14 protein-coding genes and 3 pseudogenes are annotated in these 22,356 nt (G+C 49.5%); 9 read left to right on the plus strand and 8 right to left on the minus strand.

Annotated elements, in window-relative coordinates:
* Positions 1-124: 124 nt before the first annotated feature.
* A complete protein-coding gene (locus tag K4A83_RS05075; protein WP_407809843.1) occupies positions 125-1,507 on the minus strand; it encodes a cation:proton antiporter in 1,383 nt (460 codons plus the stop codon).
* A 282-nt stretch (positions 1,508-1,789) separates the two neighbouring features.
* Between K4A83_RS05075 and bicA the strand changes: the two genes are divergently transcribed.
* The 3 genes from bicA to K4A83_RS05090 all read left to right on the plus strand — a co-directional run bounded on the left by bicA (position 1,790) and on the right by K4A83_RS05090 (position 7,626).
* On the plus strand, positions 1,790-3,484 hold the full coding sequence (bicA, locus tag K4A83_RS05080) for a bicarbonate transporter BicA (protein ID WP_265263352.1): 1,695 nt from the start codon (positions 1,790-1,792) through the stop codon (positions 3,482-3,484).
* Positions 3,485-4,053: 569 nt separating this feature from the next.
* A complete protein-coding gene (locus K4A83_RS05085) occupies positions 4,054-5,961 on the plus strand; it encodes a cation:proton antiporter (RefSeq protein WP_265263353.1) in 1,908 nt (635 codons plus the stop codon).
* 21 nt (positions 5,962-5,982) lie between these two features.
* Positions 5,983-7,626 carry a serine/threonine protein kinase gene (locus K4A83_RS05090; RefSeq protein ID WP_265263354.1) on the plus strand — a complete coding sequence of 548 codons (1,644 nt, stop codon included), beginning with the start codon at positions 5,983-5,985 and terminating at the stop codon, positions 7,624-7,626.
* A gap of 222 nt (positions 7,627-7,848) precedes the next feature.
* On the opposite strand, the gene ureE is transcribed toward K4A83_RS05090, so the two are convergent.
* From ureE to K4A83_RS05105, 3 genes are all read right to left on the minus strand, one after another.
* On the minus strand, positions 7,849-8,289 hold the full coding sequence (gene ureE / locus K4A83_RS05095; RefSeq protein WP_265263355.1) for an urease accessory protein UreE: 441 nt from the start codon (positions 8,287-8,289) through the stop codon (positions 7,849-7,851).
* A gap of 27 nt (positions 8,290-8,316) precedes the next feature.
* The gene (locus tag K4A83_RS05100) at positions 8,317-8,784 is read right to left on the minus strand and encodes a DUF4168 domain-containing protein (RefSeq protein ID WP_265263356.1); all 468 of its coding nucleotides are present in this window, start codon (positions 8,782-8,784) and stop codon (positions 8,317-8,319) included.
* A gap of 318 nt (positions 8,785-9,102) precedes the next feature.
* Positions 9,103-10,920 carry a serine/threonine-protein kinase gene (locus tag K4A83_RS05105; protein ID WP_265263357.1) on the minus strand — a complete coding sequence of 606 codons (1,818 nt, stop codon included), beginning with the start codon at positions 10,918-10,920 and terminating at the stop codon, positions 9,103-9,105.
* Between the two features lie 292 nt (positions 10,921-11,212).
* Here K4A83_RS05105 and groES point away from each other — a divergent pair, with 292 nt between their 5' ends.
* Complete coding sequence (gene groES, locus K4A83_RS05110) at positions 11,213-11,527, plus strand: co-chaperone GroES (protein ID WP_265263358.1); 315 nt, start codon at positions 11,213-11,215, stop codon at positions 11,525-11,527.
* 80 nt (positions 11,528-11,607) lie between these two features.
* The gene (gene groL, locus K4A83_RS05115; protein WP_265263359.1) at positions 11,608-13,233 is read left to right on the plus strand and encodes a chaperonin GroEL; all 1,626 of its coding nucleotides are present in this window, start codon (positions 11,608-11,610) and stop codon (positions 13,231-13,233) included.
* Between the two features lie 283 nt (positions 13,234-13,516).
* Here the strand turns inward: groL and K4A83_RS05120 are convergent, their stop codons facing one another.
* The 4 genes from K4A83_RS05120 to hemW all read right to left on the minus strand — a co-directional run bounded on the left by K4A83_RS05120 (position 13,517) and on the right by hemW (position 17,883).
* Complete coding sequence (locus K4A83_RS05120; RefSeq protein ID WP_265263360.1) at positions 13,517-14,968, minus strand: RecQ family ATP-dependent DNA helicase; 1,452 nt, start codon at positions 14,966-14,968, stop codon at positions 13,517-13,519.
* Between the two features lie 18 nt (positions 14,969-14,986).
* Positions 14,987-15,826, minus strand: a complete 840-nt coding sequence (locus K4A83_RS05125) for a Uma2 family endonuclease (protein WP_265263361.1) — start codon at positions 15,824-15,826, stop codon at positions 14,987-14,989.
* Positions 15,827-15,957: 131 nt separating this feature from the next.
* Positions 15,958-16,644, minus strand: a complete 687-nt coding sequence (locus K4A83_RS05130) for a helix-turn-helix transcriptional regulator (protein ID WP_265263362.1) — start codon at positions 16,642-16,644, stop codon at positions 15,958-15,960.
* A gap of 30 nt (positions 16,645-16,674) precedes the next feature.
* Positions 16,675-17,883: a radical SAM family heme chaperone HemW gene (gene hemW / locus K4A83_RS05135; protein WP_265263363.1), complete on the minus strand. Its 1,209-nt coding sequence runs from the start codon at positions 17,881-17,883 to the stop codon at positions 16,675-16,677.
* A gap of 103 nt (positions 17,884-17,986) precedes the next feature.
* Here hemW and K4A83_RS05140 point away from each other — a divergent pair, with 103 nt between their 5' ends.
* The 4 genes and pseudogenes from K4A83_RS05140 to K4A83_RS23030 form a co-directional block, all read left to right on the plus strand.
* On the plus strand, positions 17,987-19,066 hold the full coding sequence (locus K4A83_RS05140; protein ID WP_265263364.1) for a PIN/TRAM domain-containing protein: 1,080 nt from the start codon (positions 17,987-17,989) through the stop codon (positions 19,064-19,066).
* A 694-nt stretch (positions 19,067-19,760) separates the two neighbouring features.
* Positions 19,761-20,318, plus strand: a pseudogene (locus tag K4A83_RS23020) (DUF4912 domain-containing protein); the annotation flags it as partial.
* A 1,383-nt stretch (positions 20,319-21,701) separates the two neighbouring features.
* A pseudogene (locus K4A83_RS23025) lies at positions 21,702-22,082 on the plus strand (DUF4912 domain-containing protein); the annotation flags it as partial.
* 182 nt (positions 22,083-22,264) lie between these two features.
* Positions 22,265-22,356, plus strand: a pseudogene (locus K4A83_RS23030) (transposase); the annotation flags it as partial.

Genomic DNA, 22,356 nt, shown 5'->3' on the forward strand with positions numbered 1-22,356 from the left:
GATGAGAGCCTTATTCAGCAGACCCTAATGAGTAGTGGGTCAGGACTACCGAATTGTAGTAATCCCGACCCACTCTAAAACTATCTAAATTGACCTCTAATACGAGGGCGAATCCATTAAATCACTAGGATTCAACCGGATTAGAAACCACCGTTTCCGCCTCCGTCTCCGAGTCACGGAACGCTAAACGGAGGAAAGGAGGAGCTAAAAACGTGGTGAGAATGACCATCATAATAATGGCAGCATCGAGAGATTCCGACAGAACCCCGCTTGCACTACCCACACCAGCAAACACTAACCCCACTTCACCCCGGGGCACCATACCCACCCCAATAGCTAAACGGTTGATATTGGGTTGACCGAACACCGTCCATCCGGTGACAACCTTCCCCACAATGGCCACCACAATTAAGAAGGCCGCAATAATTAAACCCTCACGGTTAGCGGGATTCGCCGGATTCAACACACTTAAATCCGTTTTTGCCCCCACCGTGACAAAGAAAATCGGTACAAGAATGTCAGCAATCGGCATCACCTGCTTATCCAATTCCTTGCGCTTGTCCGTTTCATCCAACACCAAACCCGCCGCAAAAGCCCCTAAAATGGCTTCGAGGTGAATCGCATTGGCCAGAAACGCCATAAAGAAAGCGAAGACAAACGCCGGAATCACAAGGTTTCCGCGAGTTTTGAGTTTATCTGCGATCGCCACAAAACTCTGGTTAAACACTTTCCCCAACAAAATCGACCCCAACAGGAAGCCACTGGCACTAATAATCAGGTAAATGACATTCATCACATCCACTTCACCCGTTTTCGCCAGACTAGCCACCACCGCTAAGACAATAATCCCCAAGACATCATCAATCACCGCCGCCCCGAGGATAATTTGACCTTCCGAAGACTTAAGGCGACCAATTTCCGACAACACCTTAGACGTAATACCAATACTGGTAGCCGTCAAAGCAGCCCCCGCGAAAATCGCCGGAATAGTGGGAACCCCAAACACTAGGATTAAGCCAGCCGTGCCAGCCACAAAGGGGACAGTCACCCCCATCACCGCCACAACAACAGCTTGAACACCCACCTTCATCAATTCCCGTAAATTGGACTCCAGTCCAATCTCAAACAGGAGAACAATCACCCCCAATTCTGCCAACAGGGAAATGACCTCACTTTGGCTAGCAAACACCTCACCCGCCGCTTCTGGAGACAGAGGAGTAATAGCATTTAAAACCCCCATAATCAGGGAATTTCCCGCCTCTGCGCCCCCTTCAGGAAACACCAACAAATGCAAAGCAGAGGCACCAATCAGCACCCCTCCCACCAATTCCCCCAGCACCGGAGGCAAATTCAGCAGACGGGATAACTCCCCCCCCAACTTACTCGCCACATAAATCACCACCAAACTCAGCAGCACCCCAGCCAGAATCGTTGGGCTATTCTCAGATACCGCTTCCGTTGCCAAAAGGGGAGTCGTCCACCCCTGAACCAAAGATTCTAATAACATCATCTCCATGTACTACTACAACCTTGCCCTATTAAAGGCTATTGCGGTCACTTTTGTAATCTAACCATAGACATAAGTCAATGATTTTTAAATTGGCATTGATTATTCTGAATAGACGCTAGGATCTCACCGAGTTTCCACCCCAGAATCGGTCATTTTGACAATCTAACCATAGATAGAAGTCAATGATTACATTTTTGACATAGATTCTCTTCAATACAATGCTTGGTTTTTCCCTAGCCCCCGGCTCTCAATCAACTGATTAACTCTCTCATTTATTTAATGAATATTTCAATCACTCAAGTTACAAACACCATTCACCTGCGTAACTTGCGGGGTGATATCCTCGGAGGAGTCACCGCCGCTATTATTTCCCTGCCGATGGCGCTCGCCTTCGGTGTAGCTTCCGGTGCAGGTGCAGCCGCCGGACTCTACGGGGCCGTTTGTGTTGGTTTCTTCGCCGCCCTTTTTGGAGGAACACCCACCCTCATGTCGGAGCCTACAGGCCCCATGACGGTAGTCATGACGGCCGTAGTCGCCAGTTTCATCGCCAAAGATCCCGAAAATGGCTTAGTTATGGCCTTTACTGTCGTCATGTTGGCCGGGGTTTTTCAGATTATTTTCGGCTTGTTGAAATTAGGTAAATATATCACCCTAATGCCCTACACCGTGATTTCCGGCTTCATGTCCGGGATTGGGTTAATTATGGTTATCCTACAAGTCGGTCCCTTTTTAGGTCAAGCTAACCCTAAAGGTGGCGTGTTAGCCATTGTGCAGAACCTCCCCAATTTAATCAATAATATTAACCCACTGGAAACGATTTTAGGGGTGTTAACCGTTTCCTTAATTTACCTGACCCCGAAACAAGTTAAACGCTTTTGTCCTCCTCAACTCATTGCTTTAATTGCCGGAACAGCCGTTTATTTAATCTTCTTTCACAACAGCGAAATTCGCATCATTGGGGAAATTACCCTCGGTCTTCCCACCCTTCAATTCCCCACCTTCCGCGCAGATTTAGTCCAGGAAATGGTCATTGATGGGTTAGTGTTAGGGATGTTAGGTTGTATTGACTCTCTCTTAACTTCTGTCATTGCCGATAGTTTGACCCAAACCGAACACAATTCTAATAAAGAATTAATTGGTCAAGGCATTGGGAATATCATGTCTGGTTTCTGTGGTGGATTGCCCGGTGCCGGGGCAACGATGGGAACAGTCGTTAACATCCAAACAGGGGGCTTAACAGCACTTTCCGGCATGGCACGGGCCGGGGTGTTATTAGTCGTCATTTTCGGTGCGGCTGAATTAACTCGCAATATCCCCCTCGCTGTATTGGCCGGGATTGCCCTGAAAGTCGGGATTGATATTATTGACTGGAAATTCCTCAGACGGGCGCACAAATTATCCTTAAAAGCTGCCGCGATTATGTATGGGGTGATGTTACTCACCGTATTTGTAGACTTAATTGTTGCGGTGGGTGTGGGTGTATTTATTGCCAATGTGTTAACCATTAATCGTCTGGCAGAAATTCAATCCGAGAAGGTTAAAACCATTGATACTCCCGGCGACGAGGTGCTAAAAAATGAGGAAGCTAAACAGTTACTTCATGATGCCAATGGTCAGGTTCTCTTATTACACTTAGGCGGTCCGATGAGTTTTGGGGCAGCTAAAGCTATCACCCAGCGTCAATCGATTTTAGATAATTACAAAGTCGTGATTCTAGATTTAAGTGATGTGCCTTTGTTGGGGGTAACGGCTACTTTAGCTCTTGAGAAACTGGTAGATACTGCTTACGAAAAATCTATTCCGGTGTTCATTGTTGGGGCAGAGGGTAAAGTGCAGCAACGTCTGCAACGCTTTAATATTCTAGATCGCATTCCCTTACATCATCGGGTTGCTACTCGTTTAGAAGCGTTACAACAAGCCACTCAATTAATTCATCCAGTGGTGTTAGAGTCTCCTGCTTCTCTTGTCCCTTAATGGACGGGTAAAAATATCAGCTTAAAATATCCGCCCTTTGCCATTGCTGAGGGCGGATATTTTGATCTGGGGGGGAATTTTTAAGGAGTGAGAGCATGAATACTCCTCCACCTGCTACGCATTTATCCCTCCCGACAGGCGATATTCTCGCGCCCGTTCTGGGAACTTTTGCCCAGAGACACCCCCAAGTCGTTTCCGCTATGGGGCTTTGAGTGAAACTTTGACCCGGAGTCCGACCTATATGAAGCGACTCTCTAGGATTTACAGGGTGCTTCTCCATCACTTGAGAGGTCGTGTCTCCGGGGTGTTCGGAGATCTCAGTTCCGAAAACCCCAAGATTGTCCTCAGAAACCGGGTTGTTTCCTGCTCTGTTGCAACAATTGGGGCAGGAGCGCAACGTTTGCGCCTAGGTGGTGTATCTCAACAAACCGGGAAAAAATCTCCACAACAGACTCCCAGTTGTTGCGCCCAATTTTCCCAACCCCTAAGCGTTAATTCGAGTCCAGTGCTACCCTGAATAGAGAATATCCTAACCGTCTTTTAAACGCGATCGCCTGCCTAAAACACCTATGGAAGGATCATTTACACTGACCCTAATCATCGTGATTGCCGTTCTCGCAGGCATCAGCGCCCAAGTCTTGGGTGAACTGATCAAAGTGCCGAGTATTGTCTTTCTGCTGCTTTTCGGGATCTTATTAGGGGCTGATGGCCTGAATATCATTCACCCCCACGACTTAGGAGTTGGCATTGAGGTGCTAGTTTCCCTCGCCGTTGCTATTATCCTGTTTGAGGGCGGTTTAAACCTCGAATTACGAGAATTAGGGCGAGTTTCTGGCAGTTTACGCAATCTCGTCACCCTCGGCACCCTCATCACCTTACTGGGGGGAGGGATGGCCGCCCACTGGCTGGGTGAGTTCCCTTGGTCCATTGCCTTCCTATACGCGGCCTTGGTCGTGGTGACAGGCCCGACGGTGATTAGTCCCCTGCTCAAACAAGTGGCCGTAGACCGTCAAGTTGCCACCTTATTGGAAGGGGAAGGGGTACTCATTGACCCGGTGGGGGCGATTTTGGCGGTGGTGGTGTTCGATACCATCGTAAACAGCGACGCGGTACCCTTGGCCATTTTTACCAGTTTGTTCCTGCGTTTGAGTATTGGGGCGGCCATTGGGGGTCTGGGGGGCTGGCTATTAGGTCTGTTCCTCAAACGCTTTAATGTCCTCTCAGAAGACTTGAAAAACTTGGTGGTTTTGGCGGGGGTGTGGGCTTTATTTGGCTTGTCTCAGTTCCTGCGCAGTGAATCTGGGTTAATGGCTACAGTGGTAGCAGGAATCGTCCTCAGAGCCTCTTCTCTGCCCGAGGAACGAATGTTAAGACGGTTTAAGGGACAATTAACTGTTTTAGGGGTGTCGGTCTTATTTATCCTGTTAGCGGCGGATCTGTCCATTGATAGTGTATTTGCTCTGGGCTGGGGCAGTGTGTGGACAGTGTTGGCGTTGATGTTGGTGGTGCGTCCCATTAGTGTGATTTGCTGTACTTGGACCAGTAATCTTAACTGGCGACAAAAATTATTTCTCGCTTGGGTTGCCCCGAAAGGAATTGTTTCGGCTTCGGTGGCCTCGTTGTTTGCCATTTTACTCACTCAACAGGGCATTACGGGGGGGGATTCGATTAAGGCACTGGTGTTTTTAACCATCATGATGACGGTGTTTATTCAAGGTTTATCAGCCCGGTGGGTGGCGAAAGGGTTAAAAATTACCAGCCAAGAAGCAACCGGGGCGGTGATTATTGGCTGTAACCCCTTGGGGCGACTGGTGGGGCGTTTATTCCAAGAATCGGGGCAGTCGGTGGTGATGATTGATACAGACCCGGAAGCGTGCGAAATCGCTCAGGAGGAGAATCTTTCTGTGGTGCAAAGTAGCGCTCTGGATGTGGATATGTTGGCGGATATTGGAGTGCATTCCATTGGGACGTTTTTGGCGTTAACCAGTAACGGGGAGGTGAATTCGGTCTTAGCACAACGAGCAGTTGAGGAGTTTGAACCGCCTCGGGTGTTGGCGATTTTTCCCCAAAATGACCAAAATAGTAATCATGGGGGCAAGAAGAAGAAAAAAATTAATCAGGCTTTTGTGGCGCAGTTGAAGATTAAGACTTGGAATGAGTACATTCGTGAGGGTCAGGTGAAGTTAGGTAAGACAATTTTACGGCCTTCGGGTTTGGAGTTTCAACAGGCCCATTTACAGGCGTTAATTCGTTCGGGGGAACTGTTGCCATTATTGGTTCAACGGGGAGATGGGTTAAATATTGCGATCGCCTCTGAACAATGGCAAGCGGGGGATCAGATTATCTACCTCCTCCACGATCCTAGACCGAAACTGCTCAAACAGTTATCCGGCGAAAGTGCCGCCTCTCCCTTAGCTCTCGAAACCCTCCCCGCTGTGGAAGAAATCCCCCTCACGGTGAGTTTACCCAATCAATAATTAAACAAGTGAACTGAATGAATGACTCCCACAACTCTCCTGAATAACCGTTATCAAATCACAGAAACCCTAGGGAGTGGTGGGTTTGGGCAAACCTATTTAGCCATTGACACCCATTTACCCTCCCAGCGCCGTTGTGTGATTAAACAACTCAAACCCGCTTTTCCTGTCTCTCAACCGGAAGAGTTAAAACATCGCTTTCAACGGGAAGCGGCAACCTTAGAAGCGTTAGGGGATAAACACCACGCAATCCCTCGACTCTATGCCTATTTTTCCGAAGCATCGGAGTTTTATCTGGTGCAGGAGTGGATTGAAGGGGTGACGCTGGGGGAGTGGGTGCGGGACCAAGGACCGCGGCCGGCGGAGGAAGTGGGGGAAATTCTCCGGCAGCTGTTGGAGGTTTTGGCGGTGGTTCATGGGGAACGGATTATTCACCGGGATATTAAACCGGAAAATATTATTTTACGTCAGCGCAATTCTCGTTCTGAGACGCTAGGCGATCGCACTCCCGTTTTAATCGACTTCGGGGCAGTGAAAGAAGTCATGGGAACTTTAATCAATACCTACGGCAATGTTACCCGTTCCGTTGCCATTGGTACCCCCGGTTTTATGGCCAGTGAACAGGCCGCAGGTCGTCCCCTCTATTCTAGTGATTTATACGCTTTGGGACTAACGGCTGTTTTCCTCTGGACGGGGAAACTCCCCCAAACCTTAAGCGTCAATCCCGAAACGGGCGAGTTTCTTTGGCGAGACGCTGTTTCTGACCTCGATAAAGGGTTAGCTCAAGTGATTGAACGGGCCATTTGTTATCATCCCCGCGATCGCTATCCTACCGCTTCCGCAATGTTAGCCGCCCTCACCCCAGCCTTAACCCCTAAAGTCTCTTCTACCATGGCGACAGTAGCCGTGGGAGGGGCTGCACCTACACCCGGAGGGACTGTTCCGGCGAAAATCACCCCCCAGCGCGATCGCCTTCCTTTCCCCCTCCTCCTCATGGCCGCCCTGATAGCCCTCTTAGGTGCAGCCATTGGCTTTGCTACCTTCCGCGATAACTCCCCTCCGCCAACCAGCTTAGAAACCCCCAGTCCCTCTCCTTCCCCTTCCCCCAGTCCCTCTCCTTCTCCTTCACCCTCTCCCAGTCCTTCCCCTTCTCCCAGTCCTTCCCCCTCTCCCAGTCCTTCTCCCTCTCCCAGTCCTTCCCCTTCTCCCTCTCCCAGTCCTTCTCCCTCTCCTTCTCCCTCCCCAAATCTCTCCTCACAAGTCCCCATCTTTACCCCCGGCAGCACCCGCGAGGACATCCTAGCCCAGTTAGGGACTCCCAGTTCTGATCGTCGGGGGTATTGGGAAGGGACAAGGGCGATTTCCTATATGAACTATCTGCCAAATTTGGTCAATTTAGGCTATATCATCAACGCAGAGACAGGAATCCTCCGTCAAACGGAAGTATCTTTTAATCAATCCGTGAGCTTGGAAGACATAGAACGAGTGATGGGGCAACTGTTGGCAGGGGAACAAAGTGCCGCCGCGACACAGGGATTACGAGAAGTGTATAATCGACAGGCGGATCGGCGTGCCTTCAGTACGTCGTCTTTTGGGGGAACTATTAGCCGAGATCAGCGCGATCGCATTTATATCGGCATTTGGGATCCTAATCTCTCGAATTAGGGGAATCGGAGATGGGGGAGCGGGGGAGTGGGGGAGTAGGGGAGCAGGGGGGTCAGGAGTCGGGTGTAATGTCATTGACTAACTTTAGCCAGAAACCGGGTTGCGTTCATTGTCTAGTTTTCCCGATACACCCTAGCAAAAACCCGGTTTCTAATATCAATTATCAATTATCAATTATCAATTCCCTAGCCCCACGAGTAGAGTTATTCAGCAAACCCGATCCTAGTGATGAGAATGACCGTAAGCCCCCGATTCCGGAGAAAAGGGGGCGATTTCTTCCCTTACCCTTAATCCTAAATGTTCCAGCAAATGCTGCAATACCGGATCGGGGGCTAGGCGGAGATAAGATGGGTTAATTTCCAAGGGAACGTGACGATTGCCGAGATGGTAGGTGGCCTTGAGTAAAGCAAGGGGGGTGTCTGCTTCAACAGTTAATACGAGTTCAGGTTTGGCAAGCACGACTACATATTCCCCTGTTTCAGCCTGCAATATATCCCCATGTTGCAAGGTTGTCCCTCGGGGAAGGTCAAGCACCATTTCCTGACCGCTAGGACTTGAGAAACGATAGCGACTCCTTTGGCGTTCCTCTGCCGTCAAGGGGAGTTCGTAGTTAGGAGTGGGATTCAATTCTGAGGCGTTTAGGCGTTGGGTTAGCGTTAACATCGCAAGCAACAAGAATTAAGCAGAATTTTATTGTAAATTGCGAATCGCTTGTTGAATGCGTTGCTCTAAACTGTTGTCCGATTGTCGTTGAGAGGTAATCTCATTAAAGCGTTGAATGGTTAGCCCATGACGCTCTACAATGACCGTCGATTGATTGCAGTAACTTTCTGCAATTTGTCGGGCATTGCCGGGTAAACCACTAAAGGCAGCCCGTTGATTACAGGCAATATTCGGCACGGGATTCACTAAGCGTTTGATCTCGCTGTAAGTATTTTGGCGTAATCGTTCTACGGCGATCGCCGCCCGGGCATAATTGGTCACTTCTTCCGACGAAACAGACTGAGCATACACCGTGGTATCAAACCAACGGGTTAATGGCTGAGTAACATTGGGGGCAACTCCCATCACAACTCCAGCCCCTGCGATCGCACTGGTCAGGGCAACCCGTAATAGTGCTTTTTGTAATCCAATTGAAGAAAAGTTTAATGTCAACATAAGCAGTAGGTGGCTCAACAAAAGACTAGGTATATCCCCTGTATTGATTGGTTTTAGACCTGAGAAGTTCCTCAAAAAAGCGAGTCCTTCTGAGGTTAACCGGATGACTAGGTTTCTTTGAACAGCCGGAACCGTCCTTAAGCTGTTTTCCTCATTTACCCTGAATCTAGTGCTTGTCTAGTTCTGCTTGTCTCTCAAAGAGGTGCTTCAGAAACTAGACCGAACCGTTTTTTCTTTCGGCTCCAGTTAATTCCAGTCTAACCCGAAATTCCGAATCAGGGGGAGATTCTACCAGTTCCCGCTACAGAGATCATCCCCTTAAACCACCTGCCACAACTTAACGGTTTGATCCTGTGATGCTGTAGCAATGAGGAGTCCAGTGGGGGAAAAGGCCACATCCCGAATCGCCCCCTCATGACCGGACAGGGTGATTAAAGGGATGGTTTTGCCCGGATGCCAGAGGGTGAGGGTGCCTTGTTCGCTGGCCGTGACTAGGAGATTGCCCGCCCGATTGAGGGCTAAACAGGTGATGGCACTGCCGGACTCGTTGACGGAATGAATGAGCTTGCCTGTGGTGCAATGCCAAGTTTTCAAACACTGATCGGCGCTGCCACTGTAGAGGAGTTGACTACTGGGACTAAAGGCTAAAGCGGTAACTTTATCGGTGTGTCCCGTGAAACGGTGCAGGAGTTCCCCAGTTTGTAGGTTCCAGAGGCGGATGTTGCGATCGCCACTCCCACTGGCTAATTTTTGCCCATCGGGACTCACGGCCAGAGCGTAAATGGCGCTGTCATGATCTTTGAGGGTGTGTCGGAGTTCCCCAGTGGGTAGGTGCCAGAGTTTGAGGGTGCGATCGCTACTCCCACTGACCAACAACCCCCCATCAGGACTCAGAGCCAAGGCGTGAATCCAGCCAGCATGGGCTTCTAGCCGTTTGACCTCCTGCTGCTCCTGCCAAAAGCGGATCGTATAGTCCCAACTCCCACTGATTAACTCCCCCGTCTCGGGCTGAATCACCAGCGCATCAATAATACTGCGATGCCCCGAACAACGGCGAGGCTGAGGGTGTTCTTGTTGCAGATTCCAGCGCAAAATTTCCCGATCCGCCCCGGCACTCGCTAACTCTTGCCCTCCCGGAAAAAAAGCGAGGCTATGCACAGAACTATGATGGCCTTCTAAGGTTTGCACACATTGCCATCGGGGGGTGACTCGATTCAAGACCTCTGGGACAGAAATGGGGAGAGTTTGTCCCCGAGAAACGAGGGTTTTTCCCGGATTCAAGTCCTGATAGACCGCTTGGGCGCAAGCATAACGAAGATTGAGAGATTCTGCCAACAGTTTATTTAAAACAGCCCGCAAATCATCACTCACCGGATCCGCGAGATAACTTTCCCAGACCCAAATCCCCTCCATCGTACTAAACAAATCAAAGGGGTGAAATCCCGTTAATAGGTGAATACAAAGCACCCCCAAACTATACAAATCACTGGCATAGGTTGCTTTCCCCCGCAACTGTTCCGGGGCGCTATAGGCCGCCGAGCCAATTAATGTTCCCGTTTGCGCTAAGGCTGTTTTGCGGGTGATTTTAGCCGCGCTGAAGTCCACAAGGACTAAATGACCATTGGCCTGTCGGATCAGGTTTTGCGGGTTTAAATCCCGGTGGATAATCTGATGATCGTGGATGAATTGCAGGAGGGGCAAGACTTCATTGAGCAGTTGGCGAATTTCTCCCTCCGTAAACACTTCTTGCTCAATACTCTGCCCGGCAATGTATTCTTGCACCAAGCTGGGCGAAAAATTCTGGATGGTGGGTTCTTGTTCAATATAGGCGAACAGTTGAGGAATTTGGGGATGTTGCCCTAAAACCTGCAATTTTGCCGCTTCTTGGCGAAAGTAATCTAAAGCCGCTTCTGGGGTTTGAAATCCCAGATTTTGGTGGGCAATTTGTTTAATAACACAGGGTCTAGAAGGCGAAACCCCCTCGTCAACCCCGTAAAAGGTGCGAGAACCTTCTAATAAGGGTTCTAGGGCGCTATAACGGTCACAGAGGCGCAATTTTGACCCACAATGGCTACAGAATAAATAACCCGGTGGGTTTTGGGGCTGAGTGCATTTCCGGTTAAGACAATGAATCATTTTGGTCTTGAATTGCCTCATTTTAATGCTCCTGCTGGGTCGGCGGCAGGCTTGCGCCCATGCCTAATTGTAGAGTACAAACCCTTGAATCCGCCGCTCCACTCTGCCCCCTCACAACTTCTGGGGACTTGATAACGGATTGTTTATATTGTAGAAGTTCGGGAAACCGTACACCTAGAGGAGTTGCTATTGGATACCGACTTTCGCTAAATTAGCACTCGGAAGGTGAGAGTGCTAAATTCACTGCCGGATGGCGCTCAACCCCGACACTTAAAACATTTGGAGGTTTTGCATGGCAGCACTAACAATTAACGTCTCTACTGTTAATCCCTTGGGCGATCGCGTTTTCGTGAAAATCAGCCCCAGCGAAGAGAAAACCGCAGGTGGGATCTTACTGCCCGACACCGCGAAAGAAAAACCCCAAGTGGGTGAAGTCGTGGCCGTTGGTCCCGGGAAAGTAGACAACAATGGCAATCGCACCCCTCTAGAAGTGAAAGTCGGTGATAAAGTCCTCTACTCCAAGTATGCAGGCACCGACATCAAACTAGGTGGCGAAGACTATGTTCTGCTCTCGGAAAAAGACATTCTCGCTTCTATCTCTGAATAGATTGGACTGACCTTTAAATCTGTTCGTTCATCGAATCATTACATCATCGATTCCTTAAGTAATCTAGAAGACACCGAACTATGGCTAAGACAATCATTTACAACGATGAAGCGCGCCGTGCATTAGAACGAGGCATCGATCTACTGGCTGAAGCCGTTGCCGTTACCCTAGGACCCAAAGGCCGTAACGTAGTCCTAGAAAAGAAATTTGGCGCACCCCAAATCGTGAACGATGGGGTCACCATTGCTAAAGAAATCGAACTGGAAGATCATATTGAGAATACTGGCGTTTCTTTGATTCGTCAAGCGGCTTCTAAAACCAACGATGTCGCTGGGGATGGAACCACCACCGCAACGGTTTTAGCCCACGCCATGGTTAAAGAAGGATTGCGCAACGTGGCTGCTGGAGCTAACCCCATTGCCATCAAACGCGGGGTAGACAAAGCCGTTGAATACTTAGTGGGTAAAATTGCCGAACACGCCAAACCCGTTGAAGATTCCAAAGCCATCGCCCAAGTGGGTTCTATTTCCGCCGGGAACGATGAGGAAGTGGGTCAAATGATCGCCAGTGCAATGGATAAAGTCGGCAAAGAGGGGGTAATTTCCCTTGAAGAAGGCAAATCCATGACCACTGAACTGGAAATCACCGAAGGGATGCGCTTTGACAAAGGCTACATTTCCCCCTACTTTGTCACCGACACCGAACGGATGGAAGCGGTATTAGATGAACCCTACATCCTGATTACCGACAAGAAAATCACCCTCGTTCAAGACTTAGTACCTGTCCTTGAACAAGTGGCGCGTTCTGGTCGTCCTTTGGTGATTATCGCCGAAGATATCGAAAAAGAAGCGTTAGCTACCCTCGTGGTGAACCGTCTGCGGGGTGTTCTGAACGTTGCTGCGGTTAAAGCGCCCGGATTTGGCGATCGCCGCAAACAAATGTTAGAGGATATCGCTGTTCTCACAGGCGGTCAAGTGATCACCGAAGACGCAGGTTTGAAACTGGAAAACGCCAAGCTGGAAATGCTCGGTGGCGCTCGCCGTATGACCTTGACTAAAGACAACACCACCATTGTCGCCGAGGGGAACGAAGCCGCCGTTAAAGCGCGTTGTGAGCAAATTCGCCGTCAAATTGACGAAACGGAATCCTCCTACGACAAAGAAAAATTACAGGAACGTCTTGCCAAACTGAGCGGCGGTGTTGCTGTGGTGAAAGTGGGTGCGGCCACTGAAACCGAAATGAAAGACAAAAAACTGCGCCTGGAAGATGCCATCAACGCCACGAAAGCGGCCGTTGAAGAAGGTATTGTTCCCGGTGGTGGTACAACCTTAGCTCACCTCGCCCCGGGCTTAGAAACTTGGGCGAACGAAGGTCTGCAAAATGAAGAGTTAACGGGTGCGTTAATTGTAGCTCGTGCTTTAACCGCTCCTCTGAAACGCATTGCTGAAAACGCCGGACAAAACGGTGCAGTGATTGCTGAACGGGTGAAAGAGAAAGACTTCAACGTAGGCTACAACGCCGCTAACGGTGAGTTTACCGATATGTTGGCGGCTGGTATCGTTGACCCGGCTAAAGTGACCCGTAGCGCCCTGCAAAACGCTGCTTCTATCGCTGGTATGGTTCTGACCACAGAATGTATTGTGGTGGACAAACCGGAAAAAGAAAAAGCCCCCGCAGGCCCCGGCGGTGGTGACTTCGATTACTAAGGTTTAAAGGGGGGTTTTCCCCCTGTGAGAAAAACGACCTCCTCCTTTTGAGGGGGTCGTTTTTTGTTGCACCTTCCCGACCTTTCCCGTAGGTTGGGTGGAGCGACAGCGCAACACAACATTCCCCCTCAAAGGGAAAGAAACCGGGTTTCAGGGAAGCTATAGCCGCAACAAAGTTAATGCAAGAAACCCGGTTTCAAGTTGGGCGGGATCATCCGGATTGTTGCGATCGCCTTGGGGGCCTGAATTGTTGGGTTACACTTCGTTTCACCCAACCTACAATTCAGGTTCGTTTTGCACCTGAACAATTATCACAATGACCACAACGAAAGGCTGTATCTGGCTGAAAACCAAAAGCCGCCATGAGAAACTGCCAACGACATTGGGAGGTTCGTAAATAATGGCGCAGTTGTTGATAATGTTCCTGCTGCTGTTGATAGCTCCGATCTAACGCCTGTTTCACATTGCCCGGTTTCACTTGGAAATGAAAGGGATCTAACCAGACGAGTAACTTGGCACTATGGAGTAGGGATAAGGCCATTGCCGCGTCTTTTATCCCTTCTAGCTGGGTTAAATCCCCTTCTGGGGGGAGTTTCTGCACGATCTGCTGGGCTTGGCGGTATTGTTGGCGGAGGGTGTTGTGAAAAAAGCGATCGCGCTGTTGATCTTCTGGATTTAACCATCCGGTGCGATCGCTCACTAGGGTTAATGTGTCGCTCATCTTCCCATCTCTCCCCCCCCGTCCCACTTCCTGCAAGTATTCTGTTAACAACAGAGGGGGGCTAAAGTGTGCCACCCAGCGCACATCAGGTTTATTAATCCCCATGCCAAAAGCAGAAGTACAGACAATTACAGGGACTTTCCCCCCTAACCATTGCTGCTCAATCTCTCGTCGCTCTTTGGCCTCATATCCGCCATGATAGGACAGGGTGGGATAACCTTGAGCGGTGAACCACTGGCTGAGGGTTTCACTGTCCTGACGAGAACGCACATAGACTAAACCGCTACTGTTGCCCTGTTGTTGGACAAACTGAAACAGTCGCTGTTTTCGACCTCGGGGAGTCCAAACATTTTGCACCTTTAGAGATAAGTTAGCCCGATAGGGACTTTGAGTAAATAAGCGGGGTTTGCGTAGTTGTAAGACCCGACAAATGGTGTTTTTCCCTTGGGGATCTGCGGTGGCGGTGAAGGCTGCAATAGGGATCTCGGTTCCGGGGGGTTTATGGTGTAATAAGGCGGGTCGCACGGTGCCTAAACGGCGATAGGCTGGGCGAAAGGTTTCCCCCCACTGGACTAAACAATGGGCTTCATCTAAAATTAGCCCGTTAATGCGGATCTGGGGTTGGATTAAATAGTCCCAAATGGTAGGACTCAAGAGGGTTTCTGGGGAGAGGTATAACAGGCGGAGGGTTTGCTTTTCCAGTTGGTGCAGGGTGCGCTTTTTGAGCCATTTGGGGGTTTCGCTGTGGTAGGAGGCGGCCGGGAGTTGGCGATCGCGCAATTCCTGCACTTGATTCTCCATTAAGGCCACTAAGGGCGAAATCACAAGGGTTAAGCCCTGTTGTAGGAGTGCCGGAAGTTGAAAACACAAGGATTTCCCGCCCCCCGTGGGCAAGAGAATTAAGGCATCTTGTCCGGTTAACAAGCATTGGATAATTTCCCGTTGGAGCGGCCTAAAGTCAGAATAACCCCAAGTTTTTTGTAAGCGAGTTTGCAGGGTGTGCCAGATGTCCACTGATTCGAGAATATGAGATCACTGCATTATATTTTGCACTTGTTCGATGGATAAATTGAGGGCTTGAGCAATTTGTTGAGCATTTAAGCCAAATTTTTGTAACTGGGCGATCGCATTTAAACGCGCTTGTTCACTCTCTTGGGCGCGCTGTTCGGCTTGTTGAGTCCGTTGTCGTTCCTGTTCGGCCTCTTCCCGTCCCGTCAACAACAAATTACCGTCCCTATCCCACCACCTTAACCAACGTTGAGCTTGATTTTGATAGTTACCTTCCCAAACGCCTAACTCTACCCCCAAGGGATTAACCGGATAATGACCCCGTTCATTGGGGGGAAGCGGTTCATAAAACCCGTTAACCAGGTGATACATTTCGAGGGTTCCTGTCACCACTAAAAAGATCCCATAGTAGGGAATGCGCAGGATGTTTTCATACACCCAAAATTTACCTGGCCGCGTGGGGGGATTGTTTTGTGCTAAAGGAGTGCGATCGCGCTCAACCGATCCATCTCCACTAGCAAATTCTAAGGCAATCAGGGGAGTAATAAATTCTCGCCACAGGACATAGGAACGGCGAATCTGACCATTGAGTAAAGGGGGGACATTGGGGACATAAAACCAGTCTGGTGCTTCGGCTCCCTGTTCAGGAGGATCGGTTTCTCGCCAATAAATCCCGCAATCCTGACCAATGGCATAGTATCCATCGGGATGGCGTTGTTGGAGAATTGGGGTGAGGGAGTCGGTGAGGAAAATACTTTGGGGGTGTTCTTGAAAGTTTTTCACAAAGGTTCCGTCAGACTCTGGCAGTTGGGTATGGTCAGGGAAAGCACGAGGAAGATCAAGTCTAGAGATCCCTTGGGTCATGATGATATCAGCGTTCTTTTTTCTATAGTTTAGCGCAAGCTTAGGGGTGAAGTTCTCCCCCGCTAACCCTGGAGCAGGGGAGCGGGGGAACAATTATCAACTATCAATTATCAATTCCCTATTACCTATATCTAACCAATGCCCAAAATATAATCAAAATTCCCTCGTCCTACCGTACTTTCCAACGTCTTAATCACCTGACGGGGATTATCATAGGGGCCATTAATATAAAGGGGTTTACCTTCACAACCGAAGGGTAATTTTAACGCCCCATCCCATTCTCCTAAGTGCTTTTGAGTCTCCGCAAACTCCGGCGGAGGAGAAAATCCTAACCTTTCTGCATAGTCTACCGACCCATAAACAATTCCTTGGGCTTCACTGAGGCTAATTTCTCGGTAGCCATCGGGAAAAGAGGCGTAGGATTGAGCCACAAAATAATCATAACGACTTTTATCTAACTTGCGGACTTCCATGGTATCTTTCACCCCTAAACAGAAGTAATCCACCAAGTAACTACAGACTAAAAATTTATCATAACCATTAAATCTTGTCACTAAAACAAGGGCTAAACTACTTAAAATCTCATCATCCTTTAACGTAGCATCTAATAAATGTTTAGCGCAATTTTCATTAACTAAACAACTAGACACCGGGGGTAAATCTCCCTCATGAACAATTCTTAACACCTGATAGCCGCCATTAGAACGAATCACACCCCGCACTTGCGAAATCCGCAGCCCCAAAAAACTGGCAATTTCTCGGGGGGTGTAATTCTGCTCATGGAGTTCTAAAATTTCTTGCTCAATATCAGACAGCATTCCGGGCTAGATTTTTAGTAATAATGGGCTTTAAGAGAATAGATTAAATAAATCCGATAAGATGGTATTAGAAAACAAAAAACCATCGGGATCGGTCAATTGTAAGCGCGTGGAATGAGGGGAATAAATAACCCAGCCTTGTTGGATATAGGGCTGTACACCCGTGAGAATCTTCTGGGTAATTTCTGGGCTAAAATTAGCCAGTTTTAGTCCTTCGCTGAGTCTTAATCCTAACATGAGGGTTTCGAGAAGGCGATCGCACTCAGAAATCACGTCCCCCTCTGTTTCCCCTGTGCCAAGACTCAAACCCTCTACCCAATCATAATACTCCCGACGGGTGCGCGGTCGGGTCAATCGTCGGCCCCCCACATAACTGGCAGCCCCCATCCCAAACCCCCAATAAGGGCGATTCTCCCAGTACACTCGATTATGGCGGCATTGCCAACCCTTTTGAGCATAATTTGAAATTTCGTAATGTTCAAATCCAGCCGAAGTCAGTAAATCTCTTGCCGTGCGGTACATTTGGGCGGTTATTTCATCACTGGGCAGGGGATGTTTTCCCGCTTCATACTGCTTACCAAACGCGGTTACAGGTTCTAACACTAAGTCATAACAGGAAATATGAGTGGGGGCTAGGGCAATGGCTTCCTTGAGGGATTCTTCCCACTCCGTCAAAGTTTGACCGGGTAAACCGGAGATCAAATCTAGACTAAAATTAACAATCCCCCCTTGTCTTAAGTCCCCTACCGCTTGGAAAATATCCTCCCGAGAGTGCGATCGCCCAGCCCGGTGTAATAATTCATCTTGAAACGCCTGTACCCCCAAACTAAAACGATTCACCCCCAGCGCCTGGTACCCCTGCACCTGTTCCAAGGTAAACGTATCGGGATCAATTTCGAGGGAAATTTCCGCCCCCTCCCTGATGCCAAACTGTGCCGCCAAAGCGTCCAGAATTAGCCCCAACTGAGACGGGGCTAATAGAGAAGGAGTCCCCCCCCCAAAAAAGATCGTTTCTAAGGGGGCTGTGGGCTTCGTGAGGGCAATTTCTCGCCCCAAAACCTCGATATACTGCACAATAGAGCCAGAAGCCTCTCCTTGGATGCGATCGCCCAAAACCGAAATCGGGAAATCACAATAAAAGCAACGGCGACGACAAAAGGGAATATGAACATAAGCCGAAGTGACCATTTCCTCCGTCAGACCAACCCCCTCAACCCCCAACCCGTTCACTAGCAACATCAACCCTCAGCCCACAACGTATAATAAAAATAACCAACCCATTCAAATCGTCCTTGACCCGGTAAACCTCATTATCCTAGACCCATTTTATTCCACTCCTATCATGCTTGATGCCGTTATTATTGCCCTATTTGTAATTGCCGCCGCCGGGGTTGGCTTCGGTGTAGTAGACCTCCTCCCCCCCGATGTTCTCGTTCAAGTCACCAACCTAGAAGCCGTCCGCTTAATTGCCAGCGCCTTCGCCGCCATCATCGGGTTAGCCTTGGGTTTAACCGCCCAAACCACCTATCGCCGCCTAGAAGCCCGCGTCCGCAAACTCTCCATTGAGATTATCCTCACCCGCGCCGTCGGTTGGATTCTGGGCTTGTTATTAGCTAACCTCATGTTAGCCCCCATTTTCCTCCTCCCCATCCCCCATGAATTCGCCTTTGTGAAGCCCATGATGGCCGTCTTGGCCAGTGTCATGTTCTCCTTCTTTGGCGTGAGTTTAGCCGACACCCACGGCCGCACCTTCCTCCGTCTCATCAACCCCAACAGCATTGAGAGTATGTTAGTGGCAGAAGGTACCCTTAAACCCGCCACCACCAAAATTTTAGACACCAGTTGCATCATTGATGGGCGAGTCGAAGAATTGCTAGATACAGGATTTATCGAAGGGCAAATTTTAGTCCCTCAATTCGTCTTACAAGAATTACAACTGCTGGCTGATGCCGCCAACGACCAAAAACGCAGTCGAGGCCGACGGGGATTAGATATTCTCAACCGGATGCAAAACGCCTACCCCGAACGCTTAGTGATTAATCCCGAGGAATACGAAGAAATTAATACAGTCGATGCAAAATTAGTCCGTTTTGCCCAAGAAATTAACGGAATTTTGCTCACCAATGACTACAACTTAAGCAAAGTAGCTAACTTACAACGGGTCCCGGTGTTAAATATTAATGACCTCGCCCAAGCCATTCGTCCCATTTACTTACCCGGCGACACTTTGGAGTTAAAAATCCTCAAACTGGGCAAAGAACCCCAACAAGGGGTAGGCTATCTCGAAGATGGCACAATGGTTGTAGTAGAAGAAGGCAATACCCACGTGGGAGAAGAAATCCGCGTGATGGTGACTTCTGCCCTGCAAACTTCCGCCGGACGCATGATTTTCGCTAAACCTCAAGCCTCGGTAATGGCTTAAATGGAAGTATTGAAAAATGGGTAATAAAAAGCCGTCCTGAAGGACGGGGCTTGTATCCCATTATTTTCGGTCAACTGATTTAACAAAATGTTGCGGAATTCCCCTTCCTCGCTTGCAGGGAGCAGGAGGGGTAGTTCACTCAAAACACAGGGCTTTCACGCTCCCGCTTCTTGATGGTAAATAGGGCTTGCTCAATCTTGACAAGTTCAGACCCAAAGTTAGAAGTCAAGAGCATTTCTGGGTCACGCTGCGCGTTCGCGGAGCGTGACCATAGAGAATTATTACAGACCCCTGACTCTCCCCTGCTCCCCTGCTCCCCACTCCCCAAGTTTTTCAGCAAGCCCTAGATCAGGGGATTCAGCAATTATCAAGAATTCATGACATGATGATCCCCGTTGATCCCAAAATTTCGTTAAAACTCCTAAACTCTCCTCAGCCTCCCCTTGACCATTCCCTAAAAGGTTTTGTTAAGTATATGTAACAAAACAACTACCAACACTCTAAACCTAAGAGTTCTCAAGCTCAAGAGTGCTTGCTCTTTCTAGCAACAGAGCAACGTGGAGGGGTTTTGTTACTCGGATGGGTTCTGCTCATCCCTCCTACCTACAGAGTGGTTGACTCTGTACCTGCTCACCTTATCTTCTGACGAGTTCAGAGAAACGCTATGGCACAAGAACGCCAACCTTTAGATCAAATGACCTTGCGGCAACTGCGCAAAGTTGCCAGTCAATACAACATCTCGCGTTACAGTCGGATGCGCAAGTCGCAACTTTTGGCTGCCATACAAGAGATTGAAAACGAACAAGGGGTTGTCTCCTCCTCCACCAATGTACAAGTTCAAACAACATCTCGTCCTCCAGAGGTTCAAGCAGACGTGGAAGCATCGAAATTTCAAGTGGGTCAAAACGATCCCATTGATGATAATTTGGCATCTGTTGATGAAGGATTGCCGGATTTGCCCTCTGGTTATGGGGAAAGCCTGATTGTGTTAATGCCTCGGGATCCTCAATGGTGTTATGCCTACTGGGATGTGCCGAATATCCACCGGGAAGCCCTGCGCCGCCAAGGGGGGCAACAACTGGCTTTACGGATTTATGACATTACTGATTTAACGTTTGAGTTTCACAGTCCCCATAGTGTTCAAGAGTATCCCTGTGATGAATTGGCGCGGGAATGGTATATCCCCATCCCGGTGAGCGATCGCGACTACCTCGTAGAAATCGGCTATCGTTGCTTTGATGGTCGTTGGTTAGTCCTCGCTCGTTCCCATCCCGTGCGGGTTCCCCCCATCTATCCCTCAGATTGGGTGGAAGATCATTTTATGACTATTTCTTGGGAACAAGAATTACAAGGCAAGCGCGTTTTTCAACTCGTTGCCCCCAATGAACGCTACACCGGAGCCCAGAGTAGACCCGTTTACGATGATATCTTTGGCCTCTCAGAAGCTGCCGAGGCCCAACGCTTGGCCGGGTCCCTCTATGGTTCCATGCAGCAAGCACCAGAAGAGTCGGTGAGTTCCTATGTCTTCCCCTCTGGGGTTGGACAATGGGCTTCTGGGGCAGGTAAATCCATGTCCGGTGTGGGAATGTCCGGGGCTGCGATCGCCAAATCCATGTCCGGTGTCGGAATGTCCGGTGTCGGGATGGAAACCACCATGTCCGGTGTCGGGATGTCCGGTGTCGGGATGGAAACCACCATGTCCGGTGTCGGGATGTCCGGTGTCGGGATGGAAACCACCATGTCCGGTGTCGGGATGTCCGGTGTTGGTTTAGAAACCATGTCCGGCGTGGGCATGATGTCCGGTGTCGGTGCTGTCACCACTTCCGGTGTGGGCATGATGTCCGGCGTTGGTCTAGAAACCATGTCCGGTGTCGGTATGATGTCCGGCGTTGGTGCTTTAACCACCTCTGGTGTGGGAATGTCCGGCGTGGGAATGCAAATGTCCGGCGTGGGAATGTCTGGCATTGGTCTAGAAACCATGTCCGGTGTCGGCATGATGTCCGGTGTGGGTCTAGAAACCATGTCCGGTGTCGGCATGATGTCCGGTGTGGGTCTAGAAACCATGTCCGGTGTCGGTATGATGTCCGGTGTCGGTGCTTTAACCACCTCGGGTGTGGGAATGTCCGGCGTGGGAATGCAAATGTCCGGCGTGGGAATGTCTGGCATTGGTCTAGAAACCATGTCCGGTGTCGGTATGATGTCCGGTGTTGGTCTAGAAACCATGTCCGGTGTCGGCATGATGTCCGGTGTCGGTTTAGGCGTGCCTACCATGTCCGGTGTGGGAATGTCCGGCGTGGGAATGCAAATGTCCGGTGTAGGAATGTCCGGTGTCGGGATGCAAATGTCCGGTGTCGGTTTAGGCGTACCTACCATGTCCGGTGTAGGAATGTCCGGTGTCGGGATGCAAATGTCCGGTGTCGGTTTAGGCGTACCTACCATGTCCGGTGTAGGAATGTCTGGTGTCGGGATGCAAATGTCCGGTGTCGGTTTAGGCGTACCTACCATGTCCGGTGTAGGAATGTCTGGTGTCGGGATGCAAATGTCCGGTTATGGCTTAGGAATCCCCACCATGTCCGGTGTGGGAATGCAAATGTCCGGTGTGGGAATGCAAATGTCTGGTGTCGGGATGCAAATGTCCGGTGTTGGGATGCAAATGTCCGGTGTCGGTTTAGGTTTAACCATGTCCGGTGTGGGAATGTCCGGTGTGGGCTTCTCCGCTTCTGCGCCCCCCATCCGTCCTCGCAAGTTCTGGCTAGTCGCCGATGCTGAACTCATCATCTACGGGGCGACGGAACCCGATGCCACTGTCACCATTGGCGGCCGTCCCATTAAGTTAAATTCTGACGGGACTTTCCGCTTCCAGATGTCTTTCCAAGATGGTCTAATTGACTATCCCATTATGGCGGTGGCGGCTGATGGGGAACAAATGCGTTCTATCCATATGAAGTTTATCCGTGAAACGCCTTCTCGTGAGACGAACACGAAAGATGAGGCCGTTTTAGAATGGTTGGGCTAGATTTGACGGAAATTTAACCCATCGTGGTCTATCTATTAGCCTTGACTCTCTGAGTCGAGGCTTTTTTTGGGTTGACCGAAAATAATGGGATACAAGCCCCGTCCTTCAGGACGGCTTTTTATTACCCATTTTTCAATTCCATGTTACTATAATATTTGATATCCATTAACTCAGTATCATCCGTGTTTGTCTACGAGTTTAAGGTCTACCCTAAACCACAACAAATAACCGCCATTAATGAAGCAATTAGGACATCCCAATTTGTCCGAAATAA

The sequence above is a fragment of the Spirulina subsalsa FACHB-351 genome (genome assembly GCF_026130165.1).
In the GTDB taxonomy this organism is placed as follows: Bacteria; Cyanobacteriota; Cyanobacteriia; order Cyanobacteriales; family Spirulinaceae; genus Spirulina_A; species Spirulina_A subsalsa_A.

Bases quoted from the DNA above. Each gene is read 5' to 3' on its own strand.
- K4A83_RS05075 (WP_407809843.1), bottom strand. From the start codon at position 1,507: ATGTTATTAGAATCTTTGGTTCAGGGGTGGACGACTCCCCTTTTGGCA.
- bicA (WP_265263352.1), top strand. From the start codon at position 1,790: ATGAATATTTCAATCACTCAAGTTACAAACACCATTCACCTGCGTAAC.
- K4A83_RS05085 (WP_265263353.1), top strand. From the start codon at position 4,054: ATGGAAGGATCATTTACACTGACCCTAATCATCGTGATTGCCGTTCTC.
- K4A83_RS05090 (WP_265263354.1), top strand. From the start codon at position 5,983: ATGACTCCCACAACTCTCCTGAATAACCGTTATCAAATCACAGAAACC.
- ureE (WP_265263355.1), bottom strand. From the start codon at position 8,289: ATGTTAACGCTAACCCAACGCCTAAACGCCTCAGAATTGAATCCCACT.
- K4A83_RS05100 (WP_265263356.1), bottom strand. From the start codon at position 8,784: ATGTTGACATTAAACTTTTCTTCAATTGGATTACAAAAAGCACTATTA.
- K4A83_RS05105 (WP_265263357.1), bottom strand. From the start codon at position 10,920: ATGATTCATTGTCTTAACCGGAAATGCACTCAGCCCCAAAACCCACCG.
- groES (WP_265263358.1), top strand. From the start codon at position 11,213: ATGGCAGCACTAACAATTAACGTCTCTACTGTTAATCCCTTGGGCGAT.
- groL (WP_265263359.1), top strand. From the start codon at position 11,608: ATGGCTAAGACAATCATTTACAACGATGAAGCGCGCCGTGCATTAGAA.
- K4A83_RS05125 (WP_265263361.1), bottom strand. From the start codon at position 15,826: ATGACCCAAGGGATCTCTAGACTTGATCTTCCTCGTGCTTTCCCTGAC.
- K4A83_RS05130 (WP_265263362.1), bottom strand. From the start codon at position 16,644: ATGCTGTCTGATATTGAGCAAGAAATTTTAGAACTCCATGAGCAGAAT.
- hemW (WP_265263363.1), bottom strand. From the start codon at position 17,883: ATGTTGCTAGTGAACGGGTTGGGGGTTGAGGGGGTTGGTCTGACGGAG.
- K4A83_RS05140 (WP_265263364.1), top strand. From the start codon at position 17,987: ATGCTTGATGCCGTTATTATTGCCCTATTTGTAATTGCCGCCGCCGGG.